The organism is Escherichia fergusonii ATCC 35469 (genome assembly GCF_000026225.1).
Classification (GTDB): Bacteria; Pseudomonadota; Gammaproteobacteria; order Enterobacterales; family Enterobacteriaceae; genus Escherichia; species Escherichia fergusonii.
In genome coordinates, this window is sequence record NC_011740.1 from 404196 (window position 1) to 428785 (window position 24590).

The 24590-nt window shown below is 50.4% G+C and carries 26 protein-coding genes; 6 read left to right on the forward strand and 20 right to left on the reverse strand.

Annotation, left to right across the window (positions count from 1 at the left end):
• Nucleotides 1–149: 149 nt before the first annotated feature.
• The 8 genes from proX to EFER_RS02185 form a co-directional block, all read right to left on the reverse strand.
• Nucleotides 150–1142 carry a glycine betaine/L-proline ABC transporter substrate-binding protein ProX gene (proX, locus tag EFER_RS02150; RefSeq protein ID WP_001216525.1) on the reverse strand — a complete coding sequence of 331 codons (993 nt, stop codon included), beginning with the start codon at nucleotides 1140–1142 and terminating at the stop codon, nucleotides 150–152.
• Nucleotides 1143–1199: 57 nt separating this feature from the next.
• Nucleotides 1200–2264, reverse strand: a complete 1065-nt coding sequence (gene proW / locus EFER_RS02155) for a glycine betaine/L-proline ABC transporter permease ProW (RefSeq protein WP_000774973.1) — start codon at nucleotides 2262–2264, stop codon at nucleotides 1200–1202.
• A complete protein-coding gene (proV, locus tag EFER_RS02160; RefSeq protein ID WP_000985497.1) occupies nucleotides 2257–3459 on the reverse strand; it encodes a glycine betaine/L-proline ABC transporter ATP-binding protein ProV in 1203 nt (400 codons plus the stop codon). The genes proW and proV overlap by 8 nt, the downstream gene beginning before the upstream one ends.
• 355 nt (nucleotides 3460–3814) lie before the next feature.
• Complete coding sequence (gene nrdF, locus EFER_RS02165; protein WP_000777915.1) at nucleotides 3815–4774, reverse strand: class 1b ribonucleoside-diphosphate reductase subunit beta; 960 nt, start codon at nucleotides 4772–4774, stop codon at nucleotides 3815–3817.
• 9 nt (nucleotides 4775–4783) lie between these two features.
• Nucleotides 4784–6928 carry a class 1b ribonucleoside-diphosphate reductase subunit alpha gene (gene nrdE, locus EFER_RS02170; RefSeq protein WP_000246571.1) on the reverse strand — a complete coding sequence of 715 codons (2145 nt, stop codon included), beginning with the start codon at nucleotides 6926–6928 and terminating at the stop codon, nucleotides 4784–4786.
• A complete protein-coding gene (nrdI, locus tag EFER_RS02175) occupies nucleotides 6901–7311 on the reverse strand; it encodes a class Ib ribonucleoside-diphosphate reductase assembly flavoprotein NrdI (protein WP_000080947.1) in 411 nt (136 codons plus the stop codon). The genes nrdE and nrdI overlap by 28 nt, the downstream gene beginning before the upstream one ends.
• Nucleotides 7308–7553 (reverse strand): glutaredoxin-like protein NrdH, encoded by a 246-nt coding sequence (gene nrdH, locus EFER_RS02180; protein WP_001223234.1) that lies wholly within the window; start codon nucleotides 7551–7553, stop codon nucleotides 7308–7310. Before nrdH ends, nrdI begins: the two co-directional genes overlap by 4 nt.
• A gap of 208 nt (nucleotides 7554–7761) precedes the next feature.
• Entirely contained in the window at nucleotides 7762–8193 is a 432-nt protein-coding gene (locus tag EFER_RS02185) for a carboxymuconolactone decarboxylase family protein (protein WP_000209820.1), read from the reverse strand.
• 87 nt (nucleotides 8194–8280) lie between these two features.
• Between EFER_RS02185 and pdxR the strand changes: the two genes are divergently transcribed.
• Nucleotides 8281–9615 carry a MocR-like pyridoxine biosynthesis transcription factor PdxR gene (gene pdxR, locus EFER_RS02190; protein WP_001138424.1) on the forward strand — a complete coding sequence of 445 codons (1335 nt, stop codon included), beginning with the start codon at nucleotides 8281–8283 and terminating at the stop codon, nucleotides 9613–9615.
• 55 nt (nucleotides 9616–9670) lie between these two features.
• Here the strand turns inward: pdxR and EFER_RS02195 are convergent, their stop codons facing one another.
• Nucleotides 9671–10000, reverse strand: coding sequence for an ElaB/YgaM/YqjD family protein (locus EFER_RS02195; RefSeq protein ID WP_002431851.1), 330 nt, complete (start codon nucleotides 9998–10000; stop codon nucleotides 9671–9673).
• A gap of 151 nt (nucleotides 10001–10151) precedes the next feature.
• Here EFER_RS02195 and EFER_RS02200 point away from each other — a divergent pair, with 151 nt between their 5' ends.
• Nucleotides 10152–10496: a DUF2002 family protein gene (locus EFER_RS02200; protein WP_000281320.1), complete on the forward strand. Its 345-nt coding sequence runs from the start codon at nucleotides 10152–10154 to the stop codon at nucleotides 10494–10496.
• A 36-nt stretch (nucleotides 10497–10532) separates the two neighbouring features.
• Here the strand turns inward: EFER_RS02200 and EFER_RS02205 are convergent, their stop codons facing one another.
• The gene (locus tag EFER_RS02205; RefSeq protein WP_000947399.1) at nucleotides 10533–10982 is read right to left on the reverse strand and encodes an L-alanine exporter AlaE; all 450 of its coding nucleotides are present in this window, start codon (nucleotides 10980–10982) and stop codon (nucleotides 10533–10535) included.
• A gap of 647 nt (nucleotides 10983–11629) precedes the next feature.
• Between EFER_RS02205 and stpA the strand changes: the two genes are divergently transcribed.
• Nucleotides 11630–12031, forward strand: a complete 402-nt coding sequence (gene stpA, locus EFER_RS02210) for a DNA-binding protein StpA (RefSeq protein ID WP_000055597.1) — start codon at nucleotides 11630–11632, stop codon at nucleotides 12029–12031.
• A 46-nt stretch (nucleotides 12032–12077) separates the two neighbouring features.
• Here the strand turns inward: stpA and ygaP are convergent, their stop codons facing one another.
• Both ygaP and EFER_RS02220 read right to left on the reverse strand, forming a co-directional pair.
• Entirely contained in the window at nucleotides 12078–12602 is a 525-nt protein-coding gene (gene ygaP, locus EFER_RS02215; RefSeq protein WP_001229451.1) for a thiosulfate sulfurtransferase YgaP, read from the reverse strand.
• Nucleotides 12603–12611: 9 nt separating this feature from the next.
• Nucleotides 12612–12911, reverse strand: a complete 300-nt coding sequence (locus EFER_RS02220; RefSeq protein WP_000137283.1) for an ArsR/SmtB family transcription factor — start codon at nucleotides 12909–12911, stop codon at nucleotides 12612–12614.
• A gap of 182 nt (nucleotides 12912–13093) precedes the next feature.
• On the opposite strand from EFER_RS02220, the gene EFER_RS02225 reads away from it, so the two are divergent.
• Both EFER_RS02225 and kbp read left to right on the forward strand, forming a co-directional pair.
• Nucleotides 13094–13252: a YqaE/Pmp3 family membrane protein gene (locus EFER_RS02225; RefSeq protein WP_000508177.1), complete on the forward strand. Its 159-nt coding sequence runs from the start codon at nucleotides 13094–13096 to the stop codon at nucleotides 13250–13252.
• Between the two features lie 83 nt (nucleotides 13253–13335).
• Nucleotides 13336–13785, forward strand: a complete 450-nt coding sequence (gene kbp, locus EFER_RS02230) for a potassium binding protein Kbp (protein WP_000522415.1) — start codon at nucleotides 13336–13338, stop codon at nucleotides 13783–13785.
• On the opposite strand, the gene csiR is transcribed toward kbp, so the two are convergent.
• The 8 genes from csiR to EFER_RS02270 form a co-directional block, all read right to left on the reverse strand.
• Entirely contained in the window at nucleotides 13786–14448 is a 663-nt protein-coding gene (gene csiR, locus EFER_RS02235) for a DNA-binding transcriptional regulator CsiR (RefSeq protein WP_000156811.1), read from the reverse strand.
• A 20-nt stretch (nucleotides 14449–14468) separates the two neighbouring features.
• Nucleotides 14469–15869: a GABA permease gene (gabP, locus tag EFER_RS02240; protein WP_001301367.1), complete on the reverse strand. Its 1401-nt coding sequence runs from the start codon at nucleotides 15867–15869 to the stop codon at nucleotides 14469–14471.
• 236 nt (nucleotides 15870–16105) lie between these two features.
• Nucleotides 16106–17386, reverse strand: a complete 1281-nt coding sequence (gene gabT / locus EFER_RS02245) for a 4-aminobutyrate--2-oxoglutarate transaminase (protein WP_000097654.1) — start codon at nucleotides 17384–17386, stop codon at nucleotides 16106–16108.
• Between the two features lie 13 nt (nucleotides 17387–17399).
• Nucleotides 17400–18848: an NADP-dependent succinate-semialdehyde dehydrogenase gene (gene gabD, locus EFER_RS02250; RefSeq protein ID WP_000772893.1), complete on the reverse strand. Its 1449-nt coding sequence runs from the start codon at nucleotides 18846–18848 to the stop codon at nucleotides 17400–17402.
• 22 nt (nucleotides 18849–18870) lie between these two features.
• Complete coding sequence (gene lhgO, locus EFER_RS02255; protein WP_000271961.1) at nucleotides 18871–20139, reverse strand: L-2-hydroxyglutarate oxidase; 1269 nt, start codon at nucleotides 20137–20139, stop codon at nucleotides 18871–18873.
• Between the two features lie 19 nt (nucleotides 20140–20158).
• Nucleotides 20159–21136, reverse strand: coding sequence for a glutarate dioxygenase GlaH (gene glaH, locus EFER_RS02260; RefSeq protein WP_000993112.1), 978 nt, complete (start codon nucleotides 21134–21136; stop codon nucleotides 20159–20161).
• A 1038-nt stretch (nucleotides 21137–22174) separates the two neighbouring features.
• Nucleotides 22175–23107: a LysR substrate-binding domain-containing protein gene (locus EFER_RS02265; RefSeq protein ID WP_001084406.1), complete on the reverse strand. Its 933-nt coding sequence runs from the start codon at nucleotides 23105–23107 to the stop codon at nucleotides 22175–22177.
• 91 nt (nucleotides 23108–23198) lie between these two features.
• A complete protein-coding gene (locus EFER_RS02270) occupies nucleotides 23199–23696 on the reverse strand; it encodes a DUF1097 domain-containing protein (RefSeq protein WP_001013860.1) in 498 nt (165 codons plus the stop codon).
• A 257-nt stretch (nucleotides 23697–23953) separates the two neighbouring features.
• Here EFER_RS02270 and EFER_RS02275 point away from each other — a divergent pair, with 257 nt between their 5' ends.
• The gene (locus EFER_RS02275) at nucleotides 23954–24559 is read left to right on the forward strand and encodes an ankyrin repeat domain-containing protein (protein WP_000023645.1); all 606 of its coding nucleotides are present in this window, start codon (nucleotides 23954–23956) and stop codon (nucleotides 24557–24559) included.
• Nucleotides 24560–24590 lie beyond the last annotated feature (31 nt).

The window sequence follows — 24590 nt, forward strand, 5'->3', positions numbered from 1 at the left end:
TAGCGGATGTTGATGAATATGGGATGAAAGATAGATTGTTGAAATGTGCGGTGTGGTTTGTAGACATGATAAGACGCGGCCGCGTCGCATCAGGCATTGTGTACAGAGCGGCGGATGAGGCAAAAGCGCCTTATCCGCCCGAATAAAAATTACTTCTGCGCTGCCAGCGCCTCATTCACCCAGCCATCGAACTGCTGCTGGTGGGCTTTGATCCAGCCATCAACGTGTCCCTGAATATCGCCTTCTGAGGCTTTGCCGTCATGCATGATGGCGTTCTGGGCGTTAATGTCTGCCACCGGCAACTGCATAATGGCAAACAGTTTGGCTGCCGCCGGGTTTTTCTCAGCCCAGGCTTTGTTGGCAACGATATGCATGGTGCTGACCGGGAAGCCATAATTCGCACCATTCGGCAGTTTAGTGTCGGCGTTTTTATCACCCGGCAGTGCGGAGAACGGCACCTGCAACCAGACGACATCTTTGCCCGGCTTCAGTTCGTTACTCACCCAGTATGGCGTCCAGGTGTAGTAAAACACCGGTTTGCCCTCTTTGTAACGACTGATGGTGTCAGCCATCATCGCTGCGTAGTTCCCCTGATTATGCGTCACCGTGTTGGTCAGTTCATACGCGGCAAGCTGGTGGTTGATGGCACCTTCGCAGCCCCAGCCTGGGTTACAACCGGTTAAATCCGCTTTACCGTCGCCGTTGGTATCGAACAGTTTGGCGATCTTCGGATCTTTCAGTTGCGCGATGTTGGTGATTTTGTACTGGTCGGCGGTTTTCTTATCGATCAGGTAACCTTGTGCCGCACCGTTAACAAATACCCCTTCACGATAAAATTTCTTATCGCCACCGGCAGCTTCGTACATGTTGTCATGCAGTGGCGTCCAGTTCACCGCGGTAAAGGTCGCATCGCCAGAAGCAAGCGAGGTGTAGCCAACGTTGTAATCCACTTCGCTGGGTTTATTGACGGTATAACCTAATTTCTCCAGTGCACGACTGACCAGCAGCGTCTGGAAGGTTTCTTCAGTGATGGTGCTCTGAACTGGATTAACAGTAATGCCTTTGCCCGGCAGATCGGCAGCAAAAGTTTGTGTAGAGATAAGCGTGGCAAACGCTGTCGCAAAAAGTACGCTATGTCGCATTGTTATTCCTTTTTTTGGCAGGGTGAAAATGCCCGGCGTCACCGGGCAAGTGCAGAGTTACTTAATGAATGGGCGGGTCAGCAGACCGACAGGGCCAGTGGTGTACCAGCGACGGTTGCCGCGACTGCGTGAGTCGCGCCCAACGGCCTGCGTCAGGCGGTCGAGGATAATGGCGAGGATCACAATCCCGACGCCGCCAACGGTGGCAAGGCCCATATCCAGACGACCGATACCGCGAAGTACCATCTGACCCAGCCCGCCGACGGCAATCATCGAGGCGATGACCACCATAGAAAGAGCCAGCATTAGCGTCTGGTTAACGCCCGCCATTATGGTCGGCATCGCCAGCGGTAACTGAACTTTGAACAGCATCTGCCGCGGGCTGGCACCGAATGAGCGCGAGGCTTCAATCAGATCCGCCGGAACTTGGTTAATCCCCAGAATCGTCAGACGGATAATCGGCGGCAGAGCAAAGATGATCGTCACCACTACGCCCGGCACGTTACCGATACCAAACAGCATGACGATTGGCACCAGATAAACAAACGCTGGCGTGGTCTGCATGGCATCAAGCAGTGGACGAATAATTTTCGCCGCTCGTGGACTTCTCGCCAGCCAGATCCCCAACGGCAAACCGATGACGATACAGAACAGCAGGGCGGTTAACACCAGCGCCAGAGTAACCATTGCCTGTGACCAGGCACCGATTGCGCCGATGGCAATCAGCGAAACCAGCGTCGCCACGCCCATTCCGACACCGGAAATTTGCCAGGCGATGAGAGCGAAAACGATAATCGCCATCGGTGCGGGCATACCCAGCAGCAATTGCTGGAAACCGTTGAGGATGTAATCAACCGGAACGCGCACGCCCTGGAAGACGGGACGGAAATGGGTAACGACCCAGTCGATCCCTTCAGTGACCCAACTGTCGAGCGGGATCAGCGTTTTATGGAACGGATCGAGAATATTAAAATGCTCGACGTTTGGTGCAGGCGTACTGGTCAGCCAGTCAGCGCCACCGCCGTCAGTCGGTGCAGTCGCCGGTGTACCCCAGGCGTCTGCGGATTGTGCGGCACTGTCCGCCGCTGGCGTGGTATCCCACGGATTATTTTGATCAGCCATTGTTTACCCCCTCACGATCTAAAGCGCGCAGCAGCATTCCTTTCGAAATAATGCCGACATACTGTTGGTCCTCGTCGACCACGGGCACCGCACAGGGAGCCTGTCCGACATGAGAGAGCAACTCGCTAAGAGGCGTTTGCGCATCGACTGCTAATGGCGCGTCAATCAGCGCCGCATCAAGGCCTTGCTGCTGCGTTAACGCGGTTTTAAGCGAATCGATAGACACTGCACCGACAAATCTATTACCGCGTTCGATAACGTAGCCATATTCGCGGTCTTCATCCTGCAATAATTTCAATGCCGAACGTGGGCCGAAGCCGGGGGTTTTACGAATTAAGCCGTTCGGTGTACGACGGGCAATATCTTTCGCACTGAATACCTGACTAATATCAACACCACGGAAGAAGGTACGGACATAATCATTCGCCGGATTATTGAGAATTTCATCCGGTGTGCCGACTTGTACCACTTCGCCATTTTGCATAATGGCAATTCGGTCGCCAATACGCATAGCTTCATCGAGATCGTGGGAAATAAAGACAATGGTGCGCTGATGTTTCGCCTGTAATTTTACCAGCTCATCCTGCATCTCAGTGCGAATTAATGGATCGAGCGCTGAGAAGGCTTCATCCATTAATAAGATATCCGGATTAATTGCTAATGCGCGTGCTAATCCGACGCGTTGACGCATCCCACCAGAGAGTTCGTCCGGGTAGCTATGGGCATAATTTTCCAGCCCGACCTGACGCAGTGCATCAAGGGCTTTTTCCCGGCGTTCTTCGGCATTAATTCCGGCCAATTCCATACCGAACGCGGTATTGTCCAGCACGGTCATATGCGGCATTAAGGCAAAGGACTGGAAGACCATCGCAATCTTTTTTCTGCGCACCTCACGGAGTTCGGCGTCGGATATTTTTGCAATATCCACACCATCAATCAGCACTTGCCCGCGGGTGGGTTCAATCAGGCGATTGAGAAGGCGTACCATTGTGGATTTACCCGAACCGGATAATCCCATGATGACAAATATCTCGCCTTCTTCAATGGCCAGACTGGCGTCTTTTACGCCAAGCGATAGCCCGGTTTTTTCCAGAATTTGTTCTTTTGAAAGTCCTTGTTCGATATATTTGAAAGCTCGCTGTGGATGCTCGCCAAATATTTTATAAAGATTTTTAATTTCTAATTTAATTGCCATGCAATAGAAAGATTCCTGTTATTTGTTTATGTCGATATATTACCCAATGGAAATAGTCACTTTTTTCTACCCTAACATACTGAGAATCTGAGGCAACCCCTGAGGTCAAATGTGGCATGAATATTGACGCGAGCAAATCGCCGGAATTTCCCGTGATATAAGGGCTGAGAGCAAATCGAGAAAAGTTGATATTTTTTGTCATAGATAGCGAAAAAACGCCTGAATATTGTGGTTTCAGGCGAATAATGCAACAGAGTATCAGTGTAGATCACCACAAAATATTTGCGTGATAAAAAGCTATTTGGCAGAAATTAATTTCCTGCTGTGGTTGGTGATATTTTGAAAAATAGCCCCGTCAGAAATTCCAGTCTTCATCTACTGTTTCGACCGCTTTTCCCATCACGTAAGAGGAGCCTGAACCAGAAAAGAAATCGTGATTTTCATCGGCATTCGGCGAAAGCGCGGCGAGGATTGCCGGATTTACTTCCGCCATTTCTGCGGGAAATAACGGTTCGTAGCCCAGATTCATCAACGCCTTATTGGCGTTGTAACAGAGAAACGCTTTCACATCGTCAGCCCATGTGGTTTCGGCGTACAATTCATCGGTGTATTGCAACTCGTTGTCGTAAAGTTCCAGTAGCAAATCGAAGGCGAAACTCTTCAACTCTTCACGTTGCGCCAGGGAGATCTTTTCAAGGTTTTTCTGATATTTATAGCCGATGTAATAACCGTGCACTGCTTCATCGCGGATAATCAGACGGATCAGGTCTGCGGTATTGGTTAGCTTTCCGCGACTGGAAAAATACATAGGCAGCCAGAAGCCAGAATAGAACAAAAATGATTCAAGAAACACACTGGCGATTTTCTTTTTCAGTGGATTATCACCGCGATAATGTTGCTGAATAATCTGTGCTTTTCGCTGCAACGACGCGTTTTCCTCACTCCAGGTGTAGGCGGCATCGACATCTTTGGTCTGGCAGAGTGTCGAGAAAATCGAACTGTAAGAACGGGCATGAACCGCTTCCATAAAGCTGATATTTGATAATACCGCCTCTTCATGGGGCGTGAGTGCATCGGGCATCAGTGAAGGCGCGCCGATAACATTTTGCAGCGTGTCGAGCAGCGTCAGGCCAGTAAAAACGCGCATCGTCAGTTGTTGTTCTGCGGCACTTAATGTCTGCCACGCAGGAATATCGTTCGACAGCGGCACCTTTTCCGGGAGCCAGAAATTGCTGGTCAGGCGGTTCCACACCTCCAGATCTTTATCGTCAGATATCTTATTCCAGTTGATGGCGCTGATACGTGAGAGTTTCATAGATATTCCTTAAAGCGCGCAGGAGACGCAGCCTTCAATTTCAGTACCTTCCAGCGCCATCTGACGCAGGCGGATGTAGTAGAGCGTTTTGATACCTTTACGCCAGGCATAAATCTGCGCTTTGTTGATATCGCGAGTGGTGGCGGTATCAGGGAAAAACAGCGTCAGCGACAGCCCTTGATCGACATGGCGAGCCGCTTCGGCGTAGGTGTCGATGATCTTTTCTGCGCCGATTTCGTAAGCGTCCTGATACAGCGCCAGATTTTCGTTAGTCATAAACGGGGCAGGGTAGTAAACGCGTCCTGTTTTGCCTTCTTTGCGTATCTCTACTTTCGCCACAATCGGATGAATGCTCGACGTGGCATGGTTGATATAAGAGATGGAGCCAGTTGGCGGCACTGCCTGGAGATTCTGGTTGTAAATGCCATAGCGCATTACGTCATCGCGCAGTTGCGCCCACATTTCGCGGGTAGGTAACGTGATACTGCTACGAGCAAACAACTCGCCAACTTTCGCCGTTTTCGGCTGCCAGTTACCTTGCAGATATTGGCTAAAATATTCACCGCTGGCATAGCGCGACTGTTTGAACCCGGCAAAGGTTTCGCCGCGTTCGCGCGCCAGTAACATCGAGGTACGCAGCGCGTGCCAGGTGATGGTATAGAAATAGAGATTGGTGAAATCGAGTGCTTCCGGCGATCCATAAGCGATGCCTTCTCGCGCCAGATAACCGTGTAAATTCATCTGCCCCAGTCCGATGGCGTGCGAGGCGGCATTTCCGGCTTCGATGGACGGCACGCTGCGGATATGACTTATATCTGATACTGCCGTTAAACCGCGCACGGCGATCTCTACCGTGCGGGCAAAATCGGGGGAATCCATGGTGTGGGCAATATTCAACGAACCTAAATTGCAGGAAATATCATGGCCTGTGCGGGCATAGTCGAGATTCTCGTCATACTCTGAGGCGCTGTTAACCTGCAAAATTTCTGAGCAGAGATTGCTCATATTTATACGCCCGGCAATAGGGTTAGCACGGTTAACCGTGTCTTCATACATGATGTAGGGATAGCCGGATTCAAACTGGATCTCCGCCAGCCGCTGGAAGAAATCACGGGCGTTGATGTATTTTTTGCGGATGCGTTCATCGGCTACCAGTTCGGCATAGTGTTCGCTGATGGCGATATCGGCAAACGGCTTGCCATAAACTCGCTCAACGTCATAGGGCGAAAACAGCGCCATCTGCGCATTCTCTTTTGCCAGATGGAAGGTGATATCCGGGATCACCACCCCCAGCGACAGTGTTTTAATGCGGATTTTCTCGTCGGCATTTTCCCGTTTCGTATCGAGAAAACGCAGAATATCGGGATGATGGGCATGTAAATAGACTGCGCCAGCACCCTGACGAGCGCCGAGCTGGTTGGCATAGGAAAATGCGTCCTCCAGCATTTTCATCACCGGAATCACGCCAGAAGATTGATTTTCAATACGTTTAATTGGCGCGCCCGCTTCCCGCAGATTCGACAGCAAAAATGCCACGCCGCCGCCGCGTTTCGACAGTTGTAGTGCGGAATTTACTGCCCGGCCAATCGACTCCATATTGTCTTCAATACGCAGCAAAAAACAGGAAACCAGTTCGCCGCGCTGCCGCTTACCGCAGTTGAGGAATGTCGGTGTTGCAGGCTGAAAGCGTCCTGACAGCATCTCATCGGTCAGTTGCTTAGCCAGTGTTTTATCGCCTTGTGCCAGCGTCAGCGCCACCATCGTGACTCGATCGGCAAAATCTTCCAGATAACGCTTACCGTCGAATGTCTTCAACGTATAGCTGGTGTAAAACTTCCATGCTCCGAGGAATGTCTGAAAACGAAAACCGCTGGCGTGTGCGTGGGCAAACAGCGTAATGACAAAATCGCGAGAGTAGCGGTTGAGGACGTTTTCATCATAGTAACCTTCGTTGACCAGCCAGTTCAGGCGCTGCTGCTGGCTACTGAAGGTCACACTGTTCGGACGCACATGTGTCGCCATAAAGGCGTCAACGGCCTGGCGATCTTTATCGAACTGAATGCGACCTGCGCTATCGTAAAGGTTAAGCATCGCATTCAGGGCGTGGTAATCCATTGTTTCCTGCGTCAGGCGTTCTGCGGTTGTCGTTGCCAAAATTCGGTTACTCCTTTACGAACGTTTTCGATATCGCTTTGCGTACCCATGAGTTCAAAGCGGTACAGCCACGGCACGCCGCATTTCCGGGCAATCACATCTCCGGCGCGGCCATACGCCTCACCAAAGTTGCGATTACCCGAAGCAATAACGCCGCGAAGCAACGCCCGGTTGTGCTCGTCGTTTAAAAAGCGAATTACCTGTCGTGGCACCGCGCCAGCCGTACCGCCGCCGCCGTAAGAGGGCACGATCAGGATGTAAGGCTCGTCTACCTGAATCCGTTCCCGCTCATTGAGCGGGATGCGCACTGCGGGCAGCCCTAAACGTTCGATAAAACGCTGCGTATTTTCGGAGCTGCTGGAAAAGTAGACAAGCTGGCTCATGCACTGGCCGCGTGTGGTGCTGGATGCAGACGGTTGATCATGTCCGGGCGGAAACCTGACCAGCTAAGATCGCCTGCAATCACGACCGGCAACTGACGAAAGCCCTGAGCACGCAGCGCTTCCGCTGCTTCAGGAACGCTATCGACATTAATCATTTCAAAATCAAAGCCCCGGTTTTCCATCGCCCGTTTGGTGGCGTGGCACTGAACGCAATCGTTACGAGTGTAAATAGTAATGCGCATGATTCGTATTTCCGTTTAAAATGAAGATACGGCGCGATGATACGCGTCGGGTTGTCTCTCTGTTGATACAGAGATACTAGATGTAGTTGAAAAAAGATTCAACCATACAAGATATGGGAATTTTAGATTGATTACACCACCGATGAATGGCTCAACGGGGTAGGGGATTTTGTGTTTTTTTGCCGGGCGATTGCCCGGCATCAGGAAGTTACATCCGCATGGAAACGGCCAGGCGGTTAAAGCAATTCATCAGCCCGATGGCAAATGTTAAGTCGCTGATTTCTGCTGCGCTGAAATGCTCAAGCAAAGGCTGATAAACGTCGTCTTCCGCATGGGTTCGGGCAATATCGGTCACCGATTCCGCCCATGCCAGCGCCGCCCGTTCGCGATCGTCAAAATGATGGCTTACGCGCCAGCCTGCCAGGGCATCCAGCTTATGCTGCGGCACACCGGATTTGCGTAATGCTTTGCTGTGCATCTCCAGACAAAATGCGCAACCATTGATTTGCGAGACGCGCAAATAAACTAACTCCATCAGCGTAGTTTCCAGCGTGCTATTTTCCAGCGCCGTTTTGGCCTGCACCAGCGCGTTATATACCGTTGGGCTAAGTTCGTAGTAAGGCTGACGTAATGTAGTCATACAGTTTCTCCTCTTATTAACGCCCGCAATGTAGCACTATAATGGACTGCTAAAGAGAGCCATAAATTACCTAAAAAAGCAGACCATATGCCGCGCTATCAGGATATCGCCCGTCAGTTAAAAACGGCTATTGAGCAAGGGGAACTGAAACCCGGCGCAAGGCTGCCTTCAAGTCGTACCTGGTCGCAGGAACTGGGGGTGTCTCGATCCACTGTCGAAAATGCGTATGCCGAGCTGGTGGCGCAAGGATGGCTGATCAGGCGGGGACAGGCTGGCACATTTGTCAGTGAGCAGATATATCCGCAACAATCTACTGTACAAGTTGTGGCTTTTGCCGGTGAAAGTCAGCAACCGTTGCCATTTCAAATGGGTTTACCCGCACTCGATCTCTTTCCGCGAGAGCTGTGGGCGCGGGTGATGGGGCGTCGCCTTCGTACCCAGACGCGCTTTGATTTGGCGTTAGGCGATGTCTGCGGTGAGGCGGCGTTGCGTGAGGCAATAGTTGATTACTTACGCGTTTCACGTGGGATTGATTGTCAGCCAGAGCAGGTCTTTATCACTCACGGTTATGCGGCCTCAATGGCTTTAATTCTGCACGCGCTGGCGAAACCGGGAAACGGGATGTGGATGGAAGATCCCGGCTTTCCACTGATTCGCCCGATTGTCACTCGCCACGGTGTGGAAATTTTGCCTGTGCCGGTTGATGACAACGGACTGGATATCACAAGCGGAATACAAAATTATCCTGATGCGTGTTTTGCCCTGATAACACCAGCACACCAAAGCCCGCTGGGTGTGGCGCTCTCTTTAGCGCGCAGGCATCAGATACTGGAATGGGCAGAGCGTAGTCAGGCATGGATTATTGAAGATGATTATGACAGTGAGTTTCGCTATCACGGTAAGCCGTTACCGGCGTTAAAAAGTCTCGATGCACCGCAGCGGGTAATTTATGCCGGAACATTCAGCAAAGCACTATTTCCTGCATTGCGCTGTGCGTGGCTGGTGGTGCCGGTGAAGCAAATTGCACAATTCCGCCACCAGGCGTCACTGGCTCCATGTGCGGTACCTGTTCTATGGCAGAACACACTGGCAGACTTTCTTCGCGAGGGGCATTTCTGGCGGCATCTGAAGAAAATGCGTCAGCATTATGCTCAACGTCGGCAATGGATTGAGCAAGCGTTGACGCAGCAGGGATTTCAGGTTGTGCCGCAGAAAGGTGGTATCCAGATGGTGATCAGAATGATGGGCGATGATATTGCCCATGCGCGTAAAGCCAATGCTGCAGGCCTTGCGGTGCAGGCACTTAGCGACTGGCGTATCCGCTCAAGTGGGGAAGGTGGATTACTTCTCTCTTTTACCAATATCGTTAACGAAGGTATGGCGCGACAGGTAGCACAACAATTACGTAAAGCCTTAAGCTAAAAAACCCCGAAATCAGGTTCCGGGGTCAAGACGCGTATTTATTATCATTGTTGCACTACGATTTGCGCATGCTCAACAGTGCGCCGATAAAAATACCTACCGCAGCTGCTGTACCCACGCTACACCAGGGTCTTTCACGAACAAAAGAATCCGCGCAGCCAACGGCATCGCGCGCGGCTTGCTGGACGCGAGTACGACCATGCATTCGCGCTCTGGTTTCTTTCAGCAATGCCTGAGCTTTATTGCGTGCGGCTTCGGCTTCCCCTTTGGCGTCGCTGCCCCAGGACTTCAATACAGATTCGAGACTGTCAGCCAATTGATTGACATCATTCTGGATATCCTGCACGCCATCATCGACGTCGTTGCGGTTCGGTCGGTTAAACATATGATCCCCCATTAGAATTCGATGTAATTTTCAGTGTAGACCATAATTTTCTTAACTGAGATTCATCGCGGCTTTATGGACTTTTCTGAAAGCGTTGTGAATGCGCAATCAGGTAAGGTAGGCCCGCGGTTGATAATAACGAGGATCAAATATGTATTTACGACCAGACGAGGTGGCGCGCGTACTTGAAAAAGTCGGTTTTACTGTCGATGTGGTAACTCAGAAAGCTTATGGTTACCGCCGTGGGGAAAATTATGTCTATGTTAATCGCGAAGCACGAATGGGACGTACCGCCCTGGTAATTCATCCAACATTAAAAGAACGCAGTTCGACACTGGCTGAACCCGCTTCCGATATTAAAACTTGCGATCATTACCAGCAATTTCCGCTCTATTTAGCGGGGGAACGTCATGAGCATTACGGTATCCCGCATGGCTTTAGTTCGCGTGTTGCGCTTGAACGTTATTTGAATGGTTTATTTGGCGAAGCCAGTTAAAGACGCGACTGGCGATGCCAGTCGCGAAAAGAAGAATCAAGCTTTAAGCTGTTGATAGCTGGTGACTTTAAACAGACGGCGGCAATAGTCAAGAAAATAGCCATATACCGCACCCATCATCATAGAAATCACCATATTTGAGCTGACGGCAGCGACAATCTGATGCCAGTCTGCACCTATTACCCAGAGAATTGCGGCATATACTGGCGACTGAAACGTTACATAAGCCAGTATATCGGCAATTGTTTTCGTCCATCCTTTGTTATTCATTTTACGCGCCTGACGCATAAAGAAATCCCGATAGATCCCATAAGGGCAGGCGATTAGGATATTGACAGGAATCGCCACCAGTCGTGACGAAAGCGACTGCTCAAAGCTCATGCCGGAGAGGAAAATCTCGATAAGCATGTTCACAACAGTGCAATAGACAACCATCGCAAATGTATCAGCCATAGCGTTACGCCAGCGTGACTGTGCTGAAAGCATAGTGTGAGACTCCATTAAGAGGTTAAGGCAGACAGATGATTTACCGCTTCTGTTAATGCATAGGTTATATCGCTGGCTATTTTCTGACAACCAGGTGAATATTTTTATTTAAAATGCTTTTGTAGATAAAATGCTATTTTGAGATTGTTTTTTGAACGTCGGTGGATTTTTTATATAATACTTTTTATATTTATTTGTTTTTCAATAGGTTAATTGTTATTTGTGGTAGTGGCTTCGCCATAGTGTCAGGCTGACATGAGCGGGCATAGCCACTGATGCAGTAACTTGTGTAACTATTGTTCAGGCAACATTTTCTGCTATAAAAAACTTAATTAGGCAGGATAATAAAGCAGTTAAGAAAATCGCCAGTTTATTCTGTTGTATTGCATAAATATGCTGTTGTGGCGCTGCTGTTACCAGTAACAATGATTCGGGATCGCCCGCCAACATTGACATCGCAGCGCAGTATTATGTATTACAGCATGCAATCAAATGAATATATTTATTAAATTGCCAGGATATAAGCCTTTGCTGATTTAGGCAAGAATATGTAAATATATTTAAGAGTATAGAAAAATAATAAATTTTCGAATACACTATGCCGCGAAATAGTTTTTGGTACTTTTCGTTAGAAGGTTTTTAGTATTATGTCTTTAATGTTACAGAATTTAAATAATATCCGCACTCTACGTGCTATGGCTCGCGAATTCTCCATTGACGTTCTTGAAGAAATGCTCGAAAAATTCAGGGTTGTCACTAAAGAAAGACGTGAAGAAGAAGAACTTCTGCAGCGTGAGCAGGCAGAGCGTCAGGAAAAAATTAATACCTGGCTGGAGCTGATGAAAGCCGATGGAATTAACCCTTCTGACTTATTAGGCGGCGAAGGTTCTGCACCTAAAGCAGCTAAAAAACGCCAGCCGCGTCCGGCGAAATATAAATTCACTGATGTTAACGGTGAAACTAAAACCTGGACCGGTCAGGGCCGTACACCGAAGCCAATTGCTCAGGCGCTGGCAGAGGGTAAATCTCTCGACGATTTCCTGATCTAATTACTGAGGCCGGATGCCGCTGCTATGGCGCGTCCGGCGTCGCTTCTCAAGCTTGATGGTTCCACGGCATCTTATCTAACAACCTTGCCATCCCACAAAAACCGCTAATTCCTGCAAACAGTAACCCGGCACCAACAAAGCCGCTTAATAAGAAGAAACCGCTATTTACGGTATAACCCAGTACAACACCGATTAATATTAAACCACCCGCGGCGATCTGCACCTGGCGCATTAACGGCAAGGGTTGAGATTTATTTACCGCTACTGGCAATCCTGCTTTTTTCCAGCCATCAATCCCATCTTCGAGTAAAAAGATTTCTGCGGGGGCGGCAATCGCTGCTAATTTATCGGCGTTATTACTGGTGCGTTTACCTGCCTGGCAGTGGAATATAATTTGCTCGCGACGTAATTTAGCCGGAAGACCTGACTGTTCGAGCACGGATAATGGAGCCAGATCTGCTTCAGGAATATGTTCACGAAGATATTCATCAGCATCACGAATATCGATTAACTTTGCGCCGCGTGCGATTAATTCTTGTGCATCATGCGGCGAAATGGTTGTCAAAGCCATAGTGACTCCTTACGGACAATAGACATTTTTCAGGGTGGCGATAATGGCATTTACCGCCTCATTTTTAATGGAATATAGAATGCGTTGGGCATCCCGTTGGCTGTCGAGAAGCCCTTCGTCTCGCATACGAGCGAGATGCTGTGATGTCGCAGAGGCACTCAATCCGGTAATGCGCGTCAGCTCTCCCGCGCTGGTGCCGGGTGAACCGCTAAGCATGCACAGAATCAGCAACCGTTTGGGGTGGCTCATTGCTTTCAGTAAGGCTGCTGCCTGTTCGGCACTGGCCTGTAATTGCGCGAGTTCAGTCATAGTTATTTAAGTGTTTTCTAAATTAAGAAAACTCTAAACTAAAAATACAACATATGCCAGCATCAGCCGCGTAAATGAGAGTAAAAGCGTAAGCTGAAACTGGCAGGCTCCGCTAAAATTACTACGCTTAAGAGATAAAATCTCTTTTTAAACAATGAGTAATTTTCTTATAGGGAGTACATATGGGTTTCTGGAGAATCGTCATCACCATCATTCTGCCGCCGCTCGGCGTGCTGCTCGGTAAAGGGTTCGGTTGGGCGTTCATTATTAATATTCTGCTGACACTGCTTGGCTATATCCCCGGGTTGATTCACGCATTCTGGGTGCAAACCCGCGATTAAACCTGTCCTCACCCCCGCGGCGTTAACGCGCCGCGTTCCTCTGCTACACTTTCTGAGTGTTTCCGTTAACGAATGAGGTAGCTATGGGTCTGTTCAATTTTGTGAAAGATGCCGGAGAAAAACTCTGGGACGCGGTTACAGGTCAGCACGATAAAGACGATCAGGCGAAAAAGGTGCAGGAGCATCTGAACAAAACCGGTATACCTGATGCCGATAAAGTGAACATTCAAATTGCCGACGGCAAAGCGACGGTCACTGGTGACGGCTTAAGTCAGGAGGCGAAGGAGAAAATCCTTGTTGCGGTGGGGAATATTTCCGGTATTGCCAGTGTCGATGATCAGGTGAAAACGGCGACACCAGCCACTGCCAGCCAGTTTTATACCGTTAAGTCTGGCGACACTCTGAGTGCCATTTCCAAACAGGTCTACGGTAACGCCAATCTGTACAATAAAATCTTCGAAGCGAATAAACCGATGCTGAAAAGCCCGGATAAAATTTATCCGGGGCAGGTGTTACGTATTCCTGAAGAGTAGTTAATTGCCAGCCATCGCCTGCTGGATAATGGGAATTGGCGTCAGTAAATGCTGGCGCATTAACTCACTGGCGCGCGCGGTATCTCGCGCCAGTACCGCCGCAGTCAGGGTCTGGTGCTGATCATGTTTATCTTCCAGCATTTCCACCGAAAGCACTGTTCGTCGTAGCCAGATGAACCGATAACGCGCCGCCAGATCAAACAACCGTTCACGCATTTGCAGCAAATAGTGAGAACCACAGCCCGCCACAATTGCAGTATGAAACGCCTGATGACGCAGATCCCACTCATCAAGCATTTTCTCACTGGCGTCACAGGCCTCAAGCTTACTCAGCAGATGCGCTTTTGCGAGAACGTCTGCCTCCCATTCATCGCCACCGCGGGCAATCGCCAGACTGACCAGCATCGCTTCCATATTGGCGCGGGCGTCGAAAATATCGAGCAGCTCCTGCTCTGACATAGACGCCACCCGATACCCTTTTTGATTCACCACCGTGACCAGTCGTTCTGCTACCAGTTGCGAAAGCGCTTCCCGCAACGGCCCAACGCCAAGTGCATAACGCGATGTCAGCAAACTCATCCGTAATTTTTCATCCGGTTGAAAATTACCGCGAATAATATCGTTCTTCAGCCAGCGATAGCCATCCAGAGACGTAATGGTCATGGTGTGACTCCTGATCATTATTAGCGCGTATTATGAACGGGTGTTTTTTGCCACAATACCAGTTTTTTCCAGCGCGCCATAATCGGCACGGTACAGATTATCCCTATCGCTAATAAACCGGTGGAGATCACTTCTAACTGTTGCGCCGGGCGGAATAGCATCACTACCAACACAAAGGTAATAAAGCCGATTACCAGCCAGGTGAGCCACGGATAAAGCCACATCCGCAGGCGAATTTCGCTTCCTTCTGCTCGCAGAATTTTGCGCATCCGCAATTGTGAAACGGCGATGACTAAATAAACCAGCAGGGCGATAGCGCCGGAGCTGTCGATCAGAAATTTAAACACTTTCGCAGGCGCGTAATAATTCACCACCACCGTTAAAAATGCCGCGCCGGTGGAGAGTAATACCGCCACATACGGGGTTTTACTGCGGTTGATTTTACCCATTACCGCGGGAGCATCACCGCGACGGCTTAAGGAGTAGAGCATTCTGGAAGCGGTATACAGCGCCGAGTTCAGGCAACTGGTTACGGAAAGTAATATCACGCAGTCCATGATTAATTTCGCATGGGGAATATTGAGCAATTCCAGAACCGAGCGATAAGATCCAACGGCTTTCAGCCCCGGCATATTCCACGGTATTAATGCCACGACGACAAAAATAGAGCACAAATAGAAGATAGAAATACGCCAGATAACCGAGTTGGTGGCGCGGACAATATGTTTTTCCGGCGTGTCGGATTCCGCGGCGGCAATGGTGACAATTTCTGCGCCCATAAACGAGAACATGGTGATCAGCATCGCGCTTAATACTGCGCCGAAGCCGTTGGGCATAAAGCCGCCGCTATCCCATAATCTTGAAATACCGCTTACGTCGGCATAAGGATAAAAACCGCTAATTGCGACTGCACCAAGGAAAATAAAGGCCAGAATGGCAATGACTTTGCACAGCGCCAGCCAGAACTCAAATTCGCCGTAGTTTTTAACGCTTAATAAATTACTGCCAGTTAAGGCGAGGGTAATGACGAGGGAAAATAACCAGATGGGAATGCCTGGAACCCACGAGTGCAGGATCATGGCGGCGATGTTGGCTTCCAGCGGGATAACCAGTACCCAAAACCACCAGTACAGCCAGCCGATGGTATAACCCGCCCAACGGCCAATAGCTTTATCGGCATAGGTGGAAAACGAACCCGTGTCGGGCGTGGCAACCGCCATTTCCGCCAACATCCGCATAATCATAACCACCAGTAATCCGGCGAACAGATAGGCCAGTAATACCGCTGGACCCGCTTCGGCGATGGCGACGCTGGAACCGACAAACAGACTTGCGCCGATAACACCGGCAATAGACAACATGGTGACGTGGCGTGATTTCAGCCCGCCGCCTAACTCATGTGGTTGCGATGATTGCCCCATCCTGAATCCTCTCGAAAGTGTGACACTTGGGAGAGCGGCCCGACATTTCCCGCGTCGGGTCACGCGTTTAATTGTTATTGGTTCTTTTTGCCGGAGAGCGGCTCCGCCTTATCTGGCCGACATAGATTTATTCCTGTTCACGTACAGATTGTTGGATGCGGCGTAAACGCCTTATCCGACCAGGATCCCCGTAGGCCGGACAAGACGCACAGCGTCGCCTCCGGCATGGTGCGGTGCTACTGCTTCGTCTCATCAAAACACTGGCTGATGATCTCCAGACCCTGACGGATCTGAGCGTCTTCAATGGTGAGCGGTACAAGGATGCGCAGCACGTTGTAATACGGGCCGCAGGAGAGAAGAATCAGGCCTTTATCGCGGGCGCGCGCCACGATCTCGGTGGTGAGTTTGGCGTCCGGTTTGCTATGATCTCCACCTTCAAACAGCTCGATGGCGATCATCGCTCCCAGACCACGTACATCGCCGATCTCGGTGTGTTTTTCGGCGATCGCCAGCAATCCGTCTTTCAGCTTTTGCCCCAGATCGTTGGCTTTTTGCAGCAGATTTTCCTGTTCAAACACCTTCAACACTTCCAGCGCCGCGACGCAGGCAATCGGGTTACCCGCATAAGTGCCGCCTAAGCCGCCCGGTGCGACAGCGTCCATCACTTCGGCGCGCCCGGTGACGCCCGCCAGCGGGAAACCGCCTGCGATCGATTTCGCAAAGGTGGTGAGATCCGGCGCGACGCCCATTTGCTCCATCGCAAACAGCGTGCCGGTACGTCCCGCGCCGCTTTGCACTTCATCGGCAATCAACATGATCCCGTGCTCGTCACACAGCGCGCGTAAACGCTGCATAAACGCAGGTGTCGCGGCGTAGAAACCGCCTTCACCCTGAACCGGCTCAATCACGATGGCGGCGATATCTTCCGGCGCGGCGTCATTTTTGAAGATCCGGTGGATGCTGGCGATAGCGTCATCTTCACTGATGCCGTGCAGTGGACACGGATAAAGCGCGCGATAAACATGCCCTGGCATCAGCCCCATGCCAGCAGAGTACGGATTCACCTTGCCGGTCAGCGCCAGCGTGTAGTGCGTACGCCCGTGATAAGCGCCGCTAAAGGCGATGGTGCCGCTGCGTTTGGTGGCGGCGCGGGCGATTTTCACCGCGTTTTCCACCGCTTCGGACCCCGTGGTGACCAGCAGCGTTTTTTTGGCGAAATCGCCCGGCACCTTCTGATTCATAATCTCGCACAGCTCCAGATACGGCTCGTAAGCCAGCACCTGGAAGCAAGTGTGCGACAGCTTTTTCAACTGCGCTTCCACAGCCGCCACCACTTTCGGATGCAGGTGCCCGGTATTGAGCACCGCAATCCCGCCCGCGAAATCAAGATACTCACGGCCTTCAACGTCCCACACCCGACAGTTTTCTGCGCGATCAGCGAAAATCGGGTGAATTTGCCCAACGCCACGGGGAATCGCCTGACTGCGGCGTTGCATTAACTCTTTATTGCTGCTCATTCGCGTTCTCCAGTTAAAGACCGATGCACATGTATTTGATTTCTAAATAATCTTCGATGCCATACTTCGAACCTTCACGACCCAGCCCCGAGGCTTTTATGCCGCCGAACGGGGCCACTTCATTGGAAATAATGCCGGTATTGATACCGACGATGCCGTATTCCAGCGCCTCGCCCACGCGGAAGACGCGGCTTAAATCACGGGCGTAAAAATAGGCGGCAAGGCCAAACTCGGTGTCATTGGCCTGCGCAATCACATCGGTTTCATCTTTAAAGCGGAACAGCGGGGCGAGGGGGCCGAACGTCTCTTCTTTCGACACTTTGGCGTTGGCCGGAACATCCACCAGAATGGTCGGCTGGAAGAAGTTGCCGCCGCGTTCATGCGCTTTGCCTCCGCAAACCACGCGCGCGCCTTTCTCCAGCGCATCGGCGATATGCTCTTCCACTTTTGCTACCGCTTTTTCATCGATCAGTGGCCCAATGGTGACGCCTTTTTCCAGCCCGTCACCGATGTGCAGTTTGCTCACCGCCTGCTGCAATTTTTCGGCAAAGCGGTCATACACGCCGTCCTGCACATACAGGCGGTTGGCGCAGACGCAGGTTTGCCCGGCGTTACGGAATTTCGAGGCCAGCGCTCCTTCCACGGCTTTATCGAGATCGGCATCGTCAAAGACAATAAACGGTGCGTTGCCGCCCAGCTCCAGCGACACTTTTTTGATGTCTTTCGCGCACTGTTCCATTAACTGACGACCAATTTCGGTCGAGCCGGTAAACGACAGCTTGCGCACCAGCGGGTTGCTGGTCAGTTCGTTACCGACCGCGCCCGCCGAACCGGTCACCACGCTAAATACGCCAGCCGGAATGCCCGCGCGAATCGCCAGCTCTGCCAGCGCCAGCGCAGAGAACGGCGTCTGACTGGCGGGCTTCAGCACCATCGTGCAGCCTGCCGCCAGCGCCGGACCGGCTTTACGGGTAATCATCGCCGCCGGGAAGTTCCACGGCGTGATAGCGGCGGTAACACCAATCGGCTGCTTGATGACAATCAGGCGCTTATCGGCCTGATGACCGGGAATGGTGTCGCCATAAATGCGTTTGCCTTCTTCGGCAAACCACTCAATAAATGAGGCGGCGTAGCTGATTTCGCCTTTCGCTTCCGCCAGCGGTTTGCCCTGTTCGAGGGTCATCAGGCGCGCTAAATCGTCCTGATGCTCCATCATCAAATTGAACCAGTTACGCAGAATGTTGGCGCGTTCTTTGGCGGTAAGGGCACGCCAGGCGGGTAGGGCGCGGTTGGCGGCGTCAATAGCGGCGCGGGTTTCATCTGCGCCCATTTTGGGTACGCTACCCAGCTTGTCGCCATTCGCCGGATTGGTGACCTCGATGACTTCGCCATTGTTGGCGTCCAGCCATTCCCCGTTAATTAACGCCTGCTGGCGGAATAAGTTACTGTCGTTCAGTTTCATCGCTACATCCTGTTTTCAAAGGTTATTGATTAAAGGCGGCGTGTAAGGCATCCACACTACGTGCCGCTCGCAGCGTGCGTCCGGGGTTACTCTGGCTTGCCAACAGCGTTTGTACCTTGCTGACAATATGCGCACCAATAGGAATTGCTGATGTCGCTGCCGGGGAGGGCGCATTGCAGGTGTGGATCGTGCGCGGGGTGGTGACAAACAGAAAATCGTCAATCAGCTTGCCGTCCGGCGATACTGCCTGCGCCCGCACACCGGCGGGCCAGGGCTGAAGATCGCTTAACGAAAGCCCGGGACAATACTTTTGCACCAGCCGCAGATAGCCGCTTTTGCACAGCGAGTTTTTCATCTCGCCCAGTCCTGAGCGTAGATGGTTTTGCAGCACCCGGCGAATCCCCGACGAGCCCAAAATCTCCAGCGTGTCGCTAAATGAGAAGTCGCGCTTGCGATAGCCTTCACGTTTAAAAGCCAGCACCGCGTTTGGCCCAACGGTCACGCTGCCGTCGATCATACGAGTGAGATGCACGCCCAAAAACGGCATTGCCGGGTCGGGGATGGGGTAAATCAGGTGGTTAACAATGTGGTTATGCTCCGGCGCAAGGCGGAAATACTCGCCGCGGAACGGGCAGATAATAAAGCCAGGTTCGAGGCCGAGCATTTTCACCAGCCGGTCAGCCATCAGCCCGGAACAGCTAATCAGCGTCGATGCTTCATATTCGCCGCCCTGGCGGGTACGTATCACCACGCCGTTTTTATGCTCATTAAGGCCGCTGACTTCGGCGTTATAAATAATCTCACCGCCTCTGGCCTGGAAGATTTTTGCCATCGCCGCCGTCACTTCGCGGTAGCTGACAATACCGCTGGACGGCACAAAAATGCCGCCGAGCCCGGTGATATTCGGTTCGCACTCGCGCAGTTCGTCGGCGTTTAACCACTCGCGTTCAATACCGTTCGCCGCTGTGCGTTCCCATAAAGCGCGCATCCGTTCCATTTCGAGTTCAGACGTGGCGACCAGCATCTTGCCGCAGTTGTCGTAGCGAATGCCGTTTTGATCGCAAAAGGCTTTAGTGGCGCGGTTTCCCGCCAGGCAAAACTGCGCCTTCAGGCTGCCGGGCGTGTAATAGACCCCGGCATGGATCACGCCGCTGTTGTGGCCCGTCTGGTGACAGGCAGGGCCGGACTCTTTTTCCAGCAACGCAATGCGTGCATCCGGATAGACATCAATCAGTTGCATGGCGGTCGACATGCCAATGATGCCGCCGCCAATAATCACAAAATCATACATCCGCTCAATTCCTTTGCGCTTACTGATGCGTCTGGTAGTGGTGAGTGGCGTAAGCGAAATAGCCGCGCTGGCGCATCAGTTCACGACGCAGATCCGGATGTGCGGTAAAGCGGTCGCGACCGTGCAGCCAGAACAGGTTATTAATTAACAGGAATTTGCCAACGGGAACGGGCACAGAAAGTATGCCTTTGCTGGTTTCAATGGCATCGGAAAGCTCGCTCAACCACACGCCTTCTTCGAAGTCTTTCGGCTGGACGAACTGGTCGATATAGCGCATCACCGGGCGGCCCTGCTGGTCGACGTCGAACACCGGATGGAAAACATCTTTGCTGACGTTTTTGCTCGGTGGCGCGGCAAAGCGCATCGGACGGCGCGCCAGCGGGTGGCGGAAATAGTGCTCCAGATGTTCCCAGTCATCGAGATGCAGCAGCAGCGAGTTACCCCCCTGCATATTTTGCTCGTCGATTTTCATCATCAGCACGTAATCAGTGATCTCTTCGACGTAGGTGCCGTCGTTGTGCAACTCCATTACGCGGTGCGGCTGACGCAGGTAGCTGTCTGAGTTATCGACATTTTTCACCACAAAACGCGCGTAATACTGACCACTCATGGCGTCGAAATTTGAGCGACCAATCAGATGCGCCACCGCCGTTGCCAGCTTCACCATCTCATCTGCCTGCGCGACATCATCGACACCTACCGCATTAATTAACAGCGCACCTTCAGCACGGTTTAGCAGCGTCTTCAACAGCAACGGTTGCAGCTGATTCGCACACAAATCATCAAGAATTTTGCCTACCCGAAAACGCAGAAACGATTTGTACTCCAGCGCCTGCACGGGCCATTCGGCAACCTGCTCGAGAAACTGTTTGGTCGTCTGTTCGGTGAAGGTGAGTTCCAGCAGACGCGGGGATTGCGCCGACGGGATGAGAGTGAATCCGCTATAGTCCTGGCCTGAATCGACAGCGTTATTTTGTACGGCGGTCAGTGCATTCATCAGAAGCGATCCTCTTATGAGATGTAGGGTGACATGGCGATGCTCATTTCGTAGCCATAATCTAAAAATATCTACATTTCTGAAAAATGCGGTCAAAATGACGTGTTTGTTTAATTATTGTGATCTAAAACAACAATTAATTAACAATGTGATATTCTGAATTTAAGAGTAGTTTTTATGAATTAATTAACATAATCAGTTTGTTAACGGAGAGGGGCTAAGAGAATAGAAAAAGAACCCCTGATGTTTCCATCAGGGGTTCTCGGTACAACATCACACAACTGGATTTGCCCACCTTCCTTAGCAGGTCGTGCAAAATCATATTGCCATGGATAAATAAATAACGTAATCAGGTCTATTGCTTAGATGAAATAATAAAAAAAAGCCCATCAATGATGGGCTATCCAGAAATGGGAGAAAAATATAAAAAAACATACACAGTTACCTTACTGACGGAGTGATTTTCTCTTATTTTGTCGCTATTGAATATCCGGTGGAATACTGGTTTTCCAGGTTGGACAAGAATGATGAATCAATCAAAATTATCATGATTCCATCATGATTATCTTTTCACTTCTCCGTAATATGCGCCCACACCAAACGAGATATGTCCTGAGACCAATACAGGGCAAATTAAGTAAACCGCCATTAGCTCATCTGGAAGAGCGGACGACAATCAGGATTGTTGTAGGGTACGGGGTTCGAGGCCTCGATGGCGGCCCAATTTTTTACCACAGTGCAGCAAAACACCCCTTGTTAACCGATATCAATGACATTTCCGAATAACCCACGAAAAAAATCTGATTTTGTCTTTTTTTACTATGCTGAGAATTAAGAATAATCAATGGTAAGTAATCTCAGGTAAAAAAAATCCCGCCAAAGAGTGGCGGGAAACCTTATCGCATGGGAAACAATGAATAATGGTTTTACAGAATTTATAATACAGTTTATTGAGATATAAAAAATCGGGTCATTTACCTGGAATGTTTTTCATAACAATGTAAAAATAATAAAATTCCTGTTCGCGCATATATTTTCTTAATTGTCACGGTGCAATAAATCTTCATAAATCGCGGTTAAAATACCTTTCTGTCCAAATTGTTTTTTTATCCACTGCGTCACCTGACCGGTGGCAGAGTGTTGAGTTGCCAGTAACATGCGCGAATCCTGGCGCGGGTTATGGATTTGTCGGGTAACCAGCAGGGATTGCGCCATCGCCTCGCGGACCATGTAATCCGGCAAAAAACCAATCCCTTCACCTAAAATCTGGCACTGGCATTTGGTGTTGAAATCTGGCACCAGAATCGACTCCTGCCCATGCAGCAACCAGCCCACTTTTTTATTAATCGTATGCGCGGTATCTTCCACCATGATATTGGGGTAGAGACGTAGCTGACTTTCAGCGATCGGCTCTGGCACAAAGGCTAACGGGTGATCCGGGGCGATAGCAAAAGCCCAGCGAATTGTGCCAATTTCAGTGTAATCAATGCCGCCACCGTCCAGCAGCGTGTCGGGCGCGCCAATAGCGATATTCGCCTGATTATTAATAATCGCATCCCAGACACCATTATACACTTCGGTCGTCACGGTAATCTGGCAGGTTGGAAATTGCTTTTTCAGCACCTGCAATAAGCGCGCGGTGTGTTTGGGTGTATAAAGTAGCTGGTTAATACAAATGCGAACCCGTGCTTCAATGCCCTGCGAAATAGTATCAATGCTGCGTTTGATGGCGTGAAAATCATTCAGCAGGTCGGTAGCTTTGCGGAAAAAATAACGCCCGGACTCGGTTAACTCAATACTGCGGGTGTTACGGGTGAACAGCACCACATCCAGCCCCGTTTCCATTCGCTTGATGGTGTAGCTAATGGCGGAAGTGGTTAAACCCAACTCGTCTGCCGCTTTACTGAAGCTGCTAAAACGCGCAGCGGTAGTAAACGCCAACAGGTTTTCTTCGGTGAAAATTGAGTTCATTAAACCATTCCCGCCATTATCTAATTTGAATTTCTCCAGTCATGACTGTAGAGGTATCGGTTAAAGATAGATAATCATTTTTGAATAACTTTTAATACCCGTCGCGTTTAGTCGTCGCTTCGCTTAATTTTTGTCCGCCATATTCTGAAATTATTCCCACGCAGTTACCCGCCAGAAAACCCAGTAATGTCACCGTCCAGTTCATCCCGCTGGCAAAAAACAGCGTCATGCCGAGAAAGCCTCCGGGAATGAATGACAGTAACCAGAAACGCCCTTGCCAGACCACTACAGCTGAGAAAGGCACGGTAGTCATCACGCTTGCCCAGAACACGGAAAGCCCACTCACCGAGGCCAGCCAACCGGAAGCCAGCGCGGCGAAAAACGCCCACACCATCCCGGAATAATTAACCACCAGGCTCTTGATAAACCCCGATTTACCGCCGCCTGCGGCATAAAAACTGCAAAAGGCGACAAAGCCAATGGTTCCTAATAATTCCCATCCCTGAGAAAGCTCAACATGTGAAGACACTAACTGCCAAAGCCCTGCACAAACACCGACGGTTATACCCGTTGCAGTGAGTCCGTTCATCTTGTTCCCCTCTGGTTAGACATGGACGAAAGCTGCGCTTACATGTGCAGACTATAGAGAAATAAAACCTGATTGAGTGAAAGGGTATCGGGTCAAAGAAACAAATATTGCACTACCGCACACTGCGAAAAGATTGTTGAACATCATTCAACAAAAAGGCGAAATACGGCGAATTAAATTTAAGCGGGTTCTTTTATCAGATTATCGTTGCTATTCTCAATTCAGCGAAAACAGCCACAAAAACCAGGGGAATGTTAATGAGTATAAAAAATCTACCTGCCGACTATTTATTGGCTGCACAACAGGGTGATATCGATAAAGTAAAAACTTGCCTTGCGCTGGGTGTCGATATAAATACCTGCGATCGGCAGGGGAAAACGGCAATTACACTGGCAAGTTTATATCAGCAATATGCTTGCGTTCAGGCATTAATTGATGCCGGTGCGGATATTAATAAACAAGACCAGACCTGTTTAAATCCTTTTTTAATGAGCTGCCTGAACGGTGATTTAACGCTACTACAAATTATTTTACCGGCTAAACCAGACCTTAATTGTGTAACCCGTTTCGGCGGTGTCGGCCTGACGCCTGCCTGTGAAAAAGGCCATTTAAGTATTGTAAAAGAGCTTTTGGCGCATACGGATATTAACGTTAACCAGACCAACCATGTTGGCTGGACGCCGCTACTGGAAGCGATTGTGCTTAACGATGGCGGGATTAAACAGCAGGCGATTGTCCAGTTATTACTTGAACACGGTGCCAGCCCGCATCTGACCGATAAATATGGTAAAACGCCGCTGGAACTGGCACGGGAACGGGGCTTTGAAGAGATTGCTCAGTTGCTGATTGCCGCAGGCGCATAAACCGGGAGGTTTGCTATCAACACACCAGAAA

Excerpts from the sequence above, each read along its gene's own strand:
- proX (WP_001216525.1), bottom strand. The coding sequence starts at position 1,142 with ATGCGACATAGCGTACTTTTTGCGACAGCGTTTGCCACGCTTATCTCT.
- proW (WP_000774973.1), bottom strand. The coding sequence starts at position 2,264 with ATGGCTGATCAAAATAATCCGTGGGATACCACGCCAGCGGCGGACAGT.
- proV (WP_000985497.1), bottom strand. The coding sequence starts at position 3,459 with ATGGCAATTAAATTAGAAATTAAAAATCTTTATAAAATATTTGGCGAG.
- nrdF (WP_000777915.1), bottom strand. The coding sequence starts at position 4,774 with ATGAAACTCTCACGTATCAGCGCCATCAACTGGAATAAGATATCTGAC.
- nrdI (WP_000080947.1), bottom strand. The coding sequence starts at position 7,311 with ATGAGCCAGCTTGTCTACTTTTCCAGCAGCTCCGAAAATACGCAGCGT.
- nrdH (WP_001223234.1), bottom strand. The coding sequence starts at position 7,553 with ATGCGCATTACTATTTACACTCGTAACGATTGCGTTCAGTGCCACGCC.
- EFER_RS02185 (WP_000209820.1), bottom strand. The coding sequence starts at position 8,193 with ATGACTACATTACGTCAGCCTTACTACGAACTTAGCCCAACGGTATAT.
- pdxR (WP_001138424.1), top strand. The coding sequence starts at position 8,281 with ATGCCGCGCTATCAGGATATCGCCCGTCAGTTAAAAACGGCTATTGAG.
- EFER_RS02195 (WP_002431851.1), bottom strand. The coding sequence starts at position 10,000 with ATGTTTAACCGACCGAACCGCAACGACGTCGATGATGGCGTGCAGGAT.
- EFER_RS02200 (WP_000281320.1), top strand. The coding sequence starts at position 10,152 with ATGTATTTACGACCAGACGAGGTGGCGCGCGTACTTGAAAAAGTCGGT.
- EFER_RS02205 (WP_000947399.1), bottom strand. The coding sequence starts at position 10,982 with ATGCTTTCAGCACAGTCACGCTGGCGTAACGCTATGGCTGATACATTT.
- stpA (WP_000055597.1), top strand. The coding sequence starts at position 11,630 with ATGTCTTTAATGTTACAGAATTTAAATAATATCCGCACTCTACGTGCT.
- ygaP (WP_001229451.1), bottom strand. The coding sequence starts at position 12,602 with ATGGCTTTGACAACCATTTCGCCGCATGATGCACAAGAATTAATCGCA.
- EFER_RS02220 (WP_000137283.1), bottom strand. The coding sequence starts at position 12,911 with ATGACTGAACTCGCGCAATTACAGGCCAGTGCCGAACAGGCAGCAGCC.
- EFER_RS02225 (WP_000508177.1), top strand. The coding sequence starts at position 13,094 with ATGGGTTTCTGGAGAATCGTCATCACCATCATTCTGCCGCCGCTCGGC.
- kbp (WP_000522415.1), top strand. The coding sequence starts at position 13,336 with ATGGGTCTGTTCAATTTTGTGAAAGATGCCGGAGAAAAACTCTGGGAC.
- csiR (WP_000156811.1), bottom strand. The coding sequence starts at position 14,448 with ATGACCATTACGTCTCTGGATGGCTATCGCTGGCTGAAGAACGATATT.
- gabP (WP_001301367.1), bottom strand. The coding sequence starts at position 15,869 with ATGGGGCAATCATCGCAACCACATGAGTTAGGCGGCGGGCTGAAATCA.
- gabT (WP_000097654.1), bottom strand. The coding sequence starts at position 17,386 with ATGAGCAGCAATAAAGAGTTAATGCAACGCCGCAGTCAGGCGATTCCC.
- gabD (WP_000772893.1), bottom strand. The coding sequence starts at position 18,848 with ATGAAACTGAACGACAGTAACTTATTCCGCCAGCAGGCGTTAATTAAC.
- lhgO (WP_000271961.1), bottom strand. The coding sequence starts at position 20,139 with ATGTATGATTTTGTGATTATTGGCGGCGGCATCATTGGCATGTCGACC.
- glaH (WP_000993112.1), bottom strand. The coding sequence starts at position 21,136 with ATGAATGCACTGACCGCCGTACAAAATAACGCTGTCGATTCAGGCCAG.
- EFER_RS02265 (WP_001084406.1), bottom strand. The coding sequence starts at position 23,107 with ATGAACTCAATTTTCACCGAAGAAAACCTGTTGGCGTTTACTACCGCT.
- EFER_RS02270 (WP_001013860.1), bottom strand. The coding sequence starts at position 23,696 with ATGAACGGACTCACTGCAACGGGTATAACCGTCGGTGTTTGTGCAGGG.
- EFER_RS02275 (WP_000023645.1), top strand. The coding sequence starts at position 23,954 with ATGAGTATAAAAAATCTACCTGCCGACTATTTATTGGCTGCACAACAG.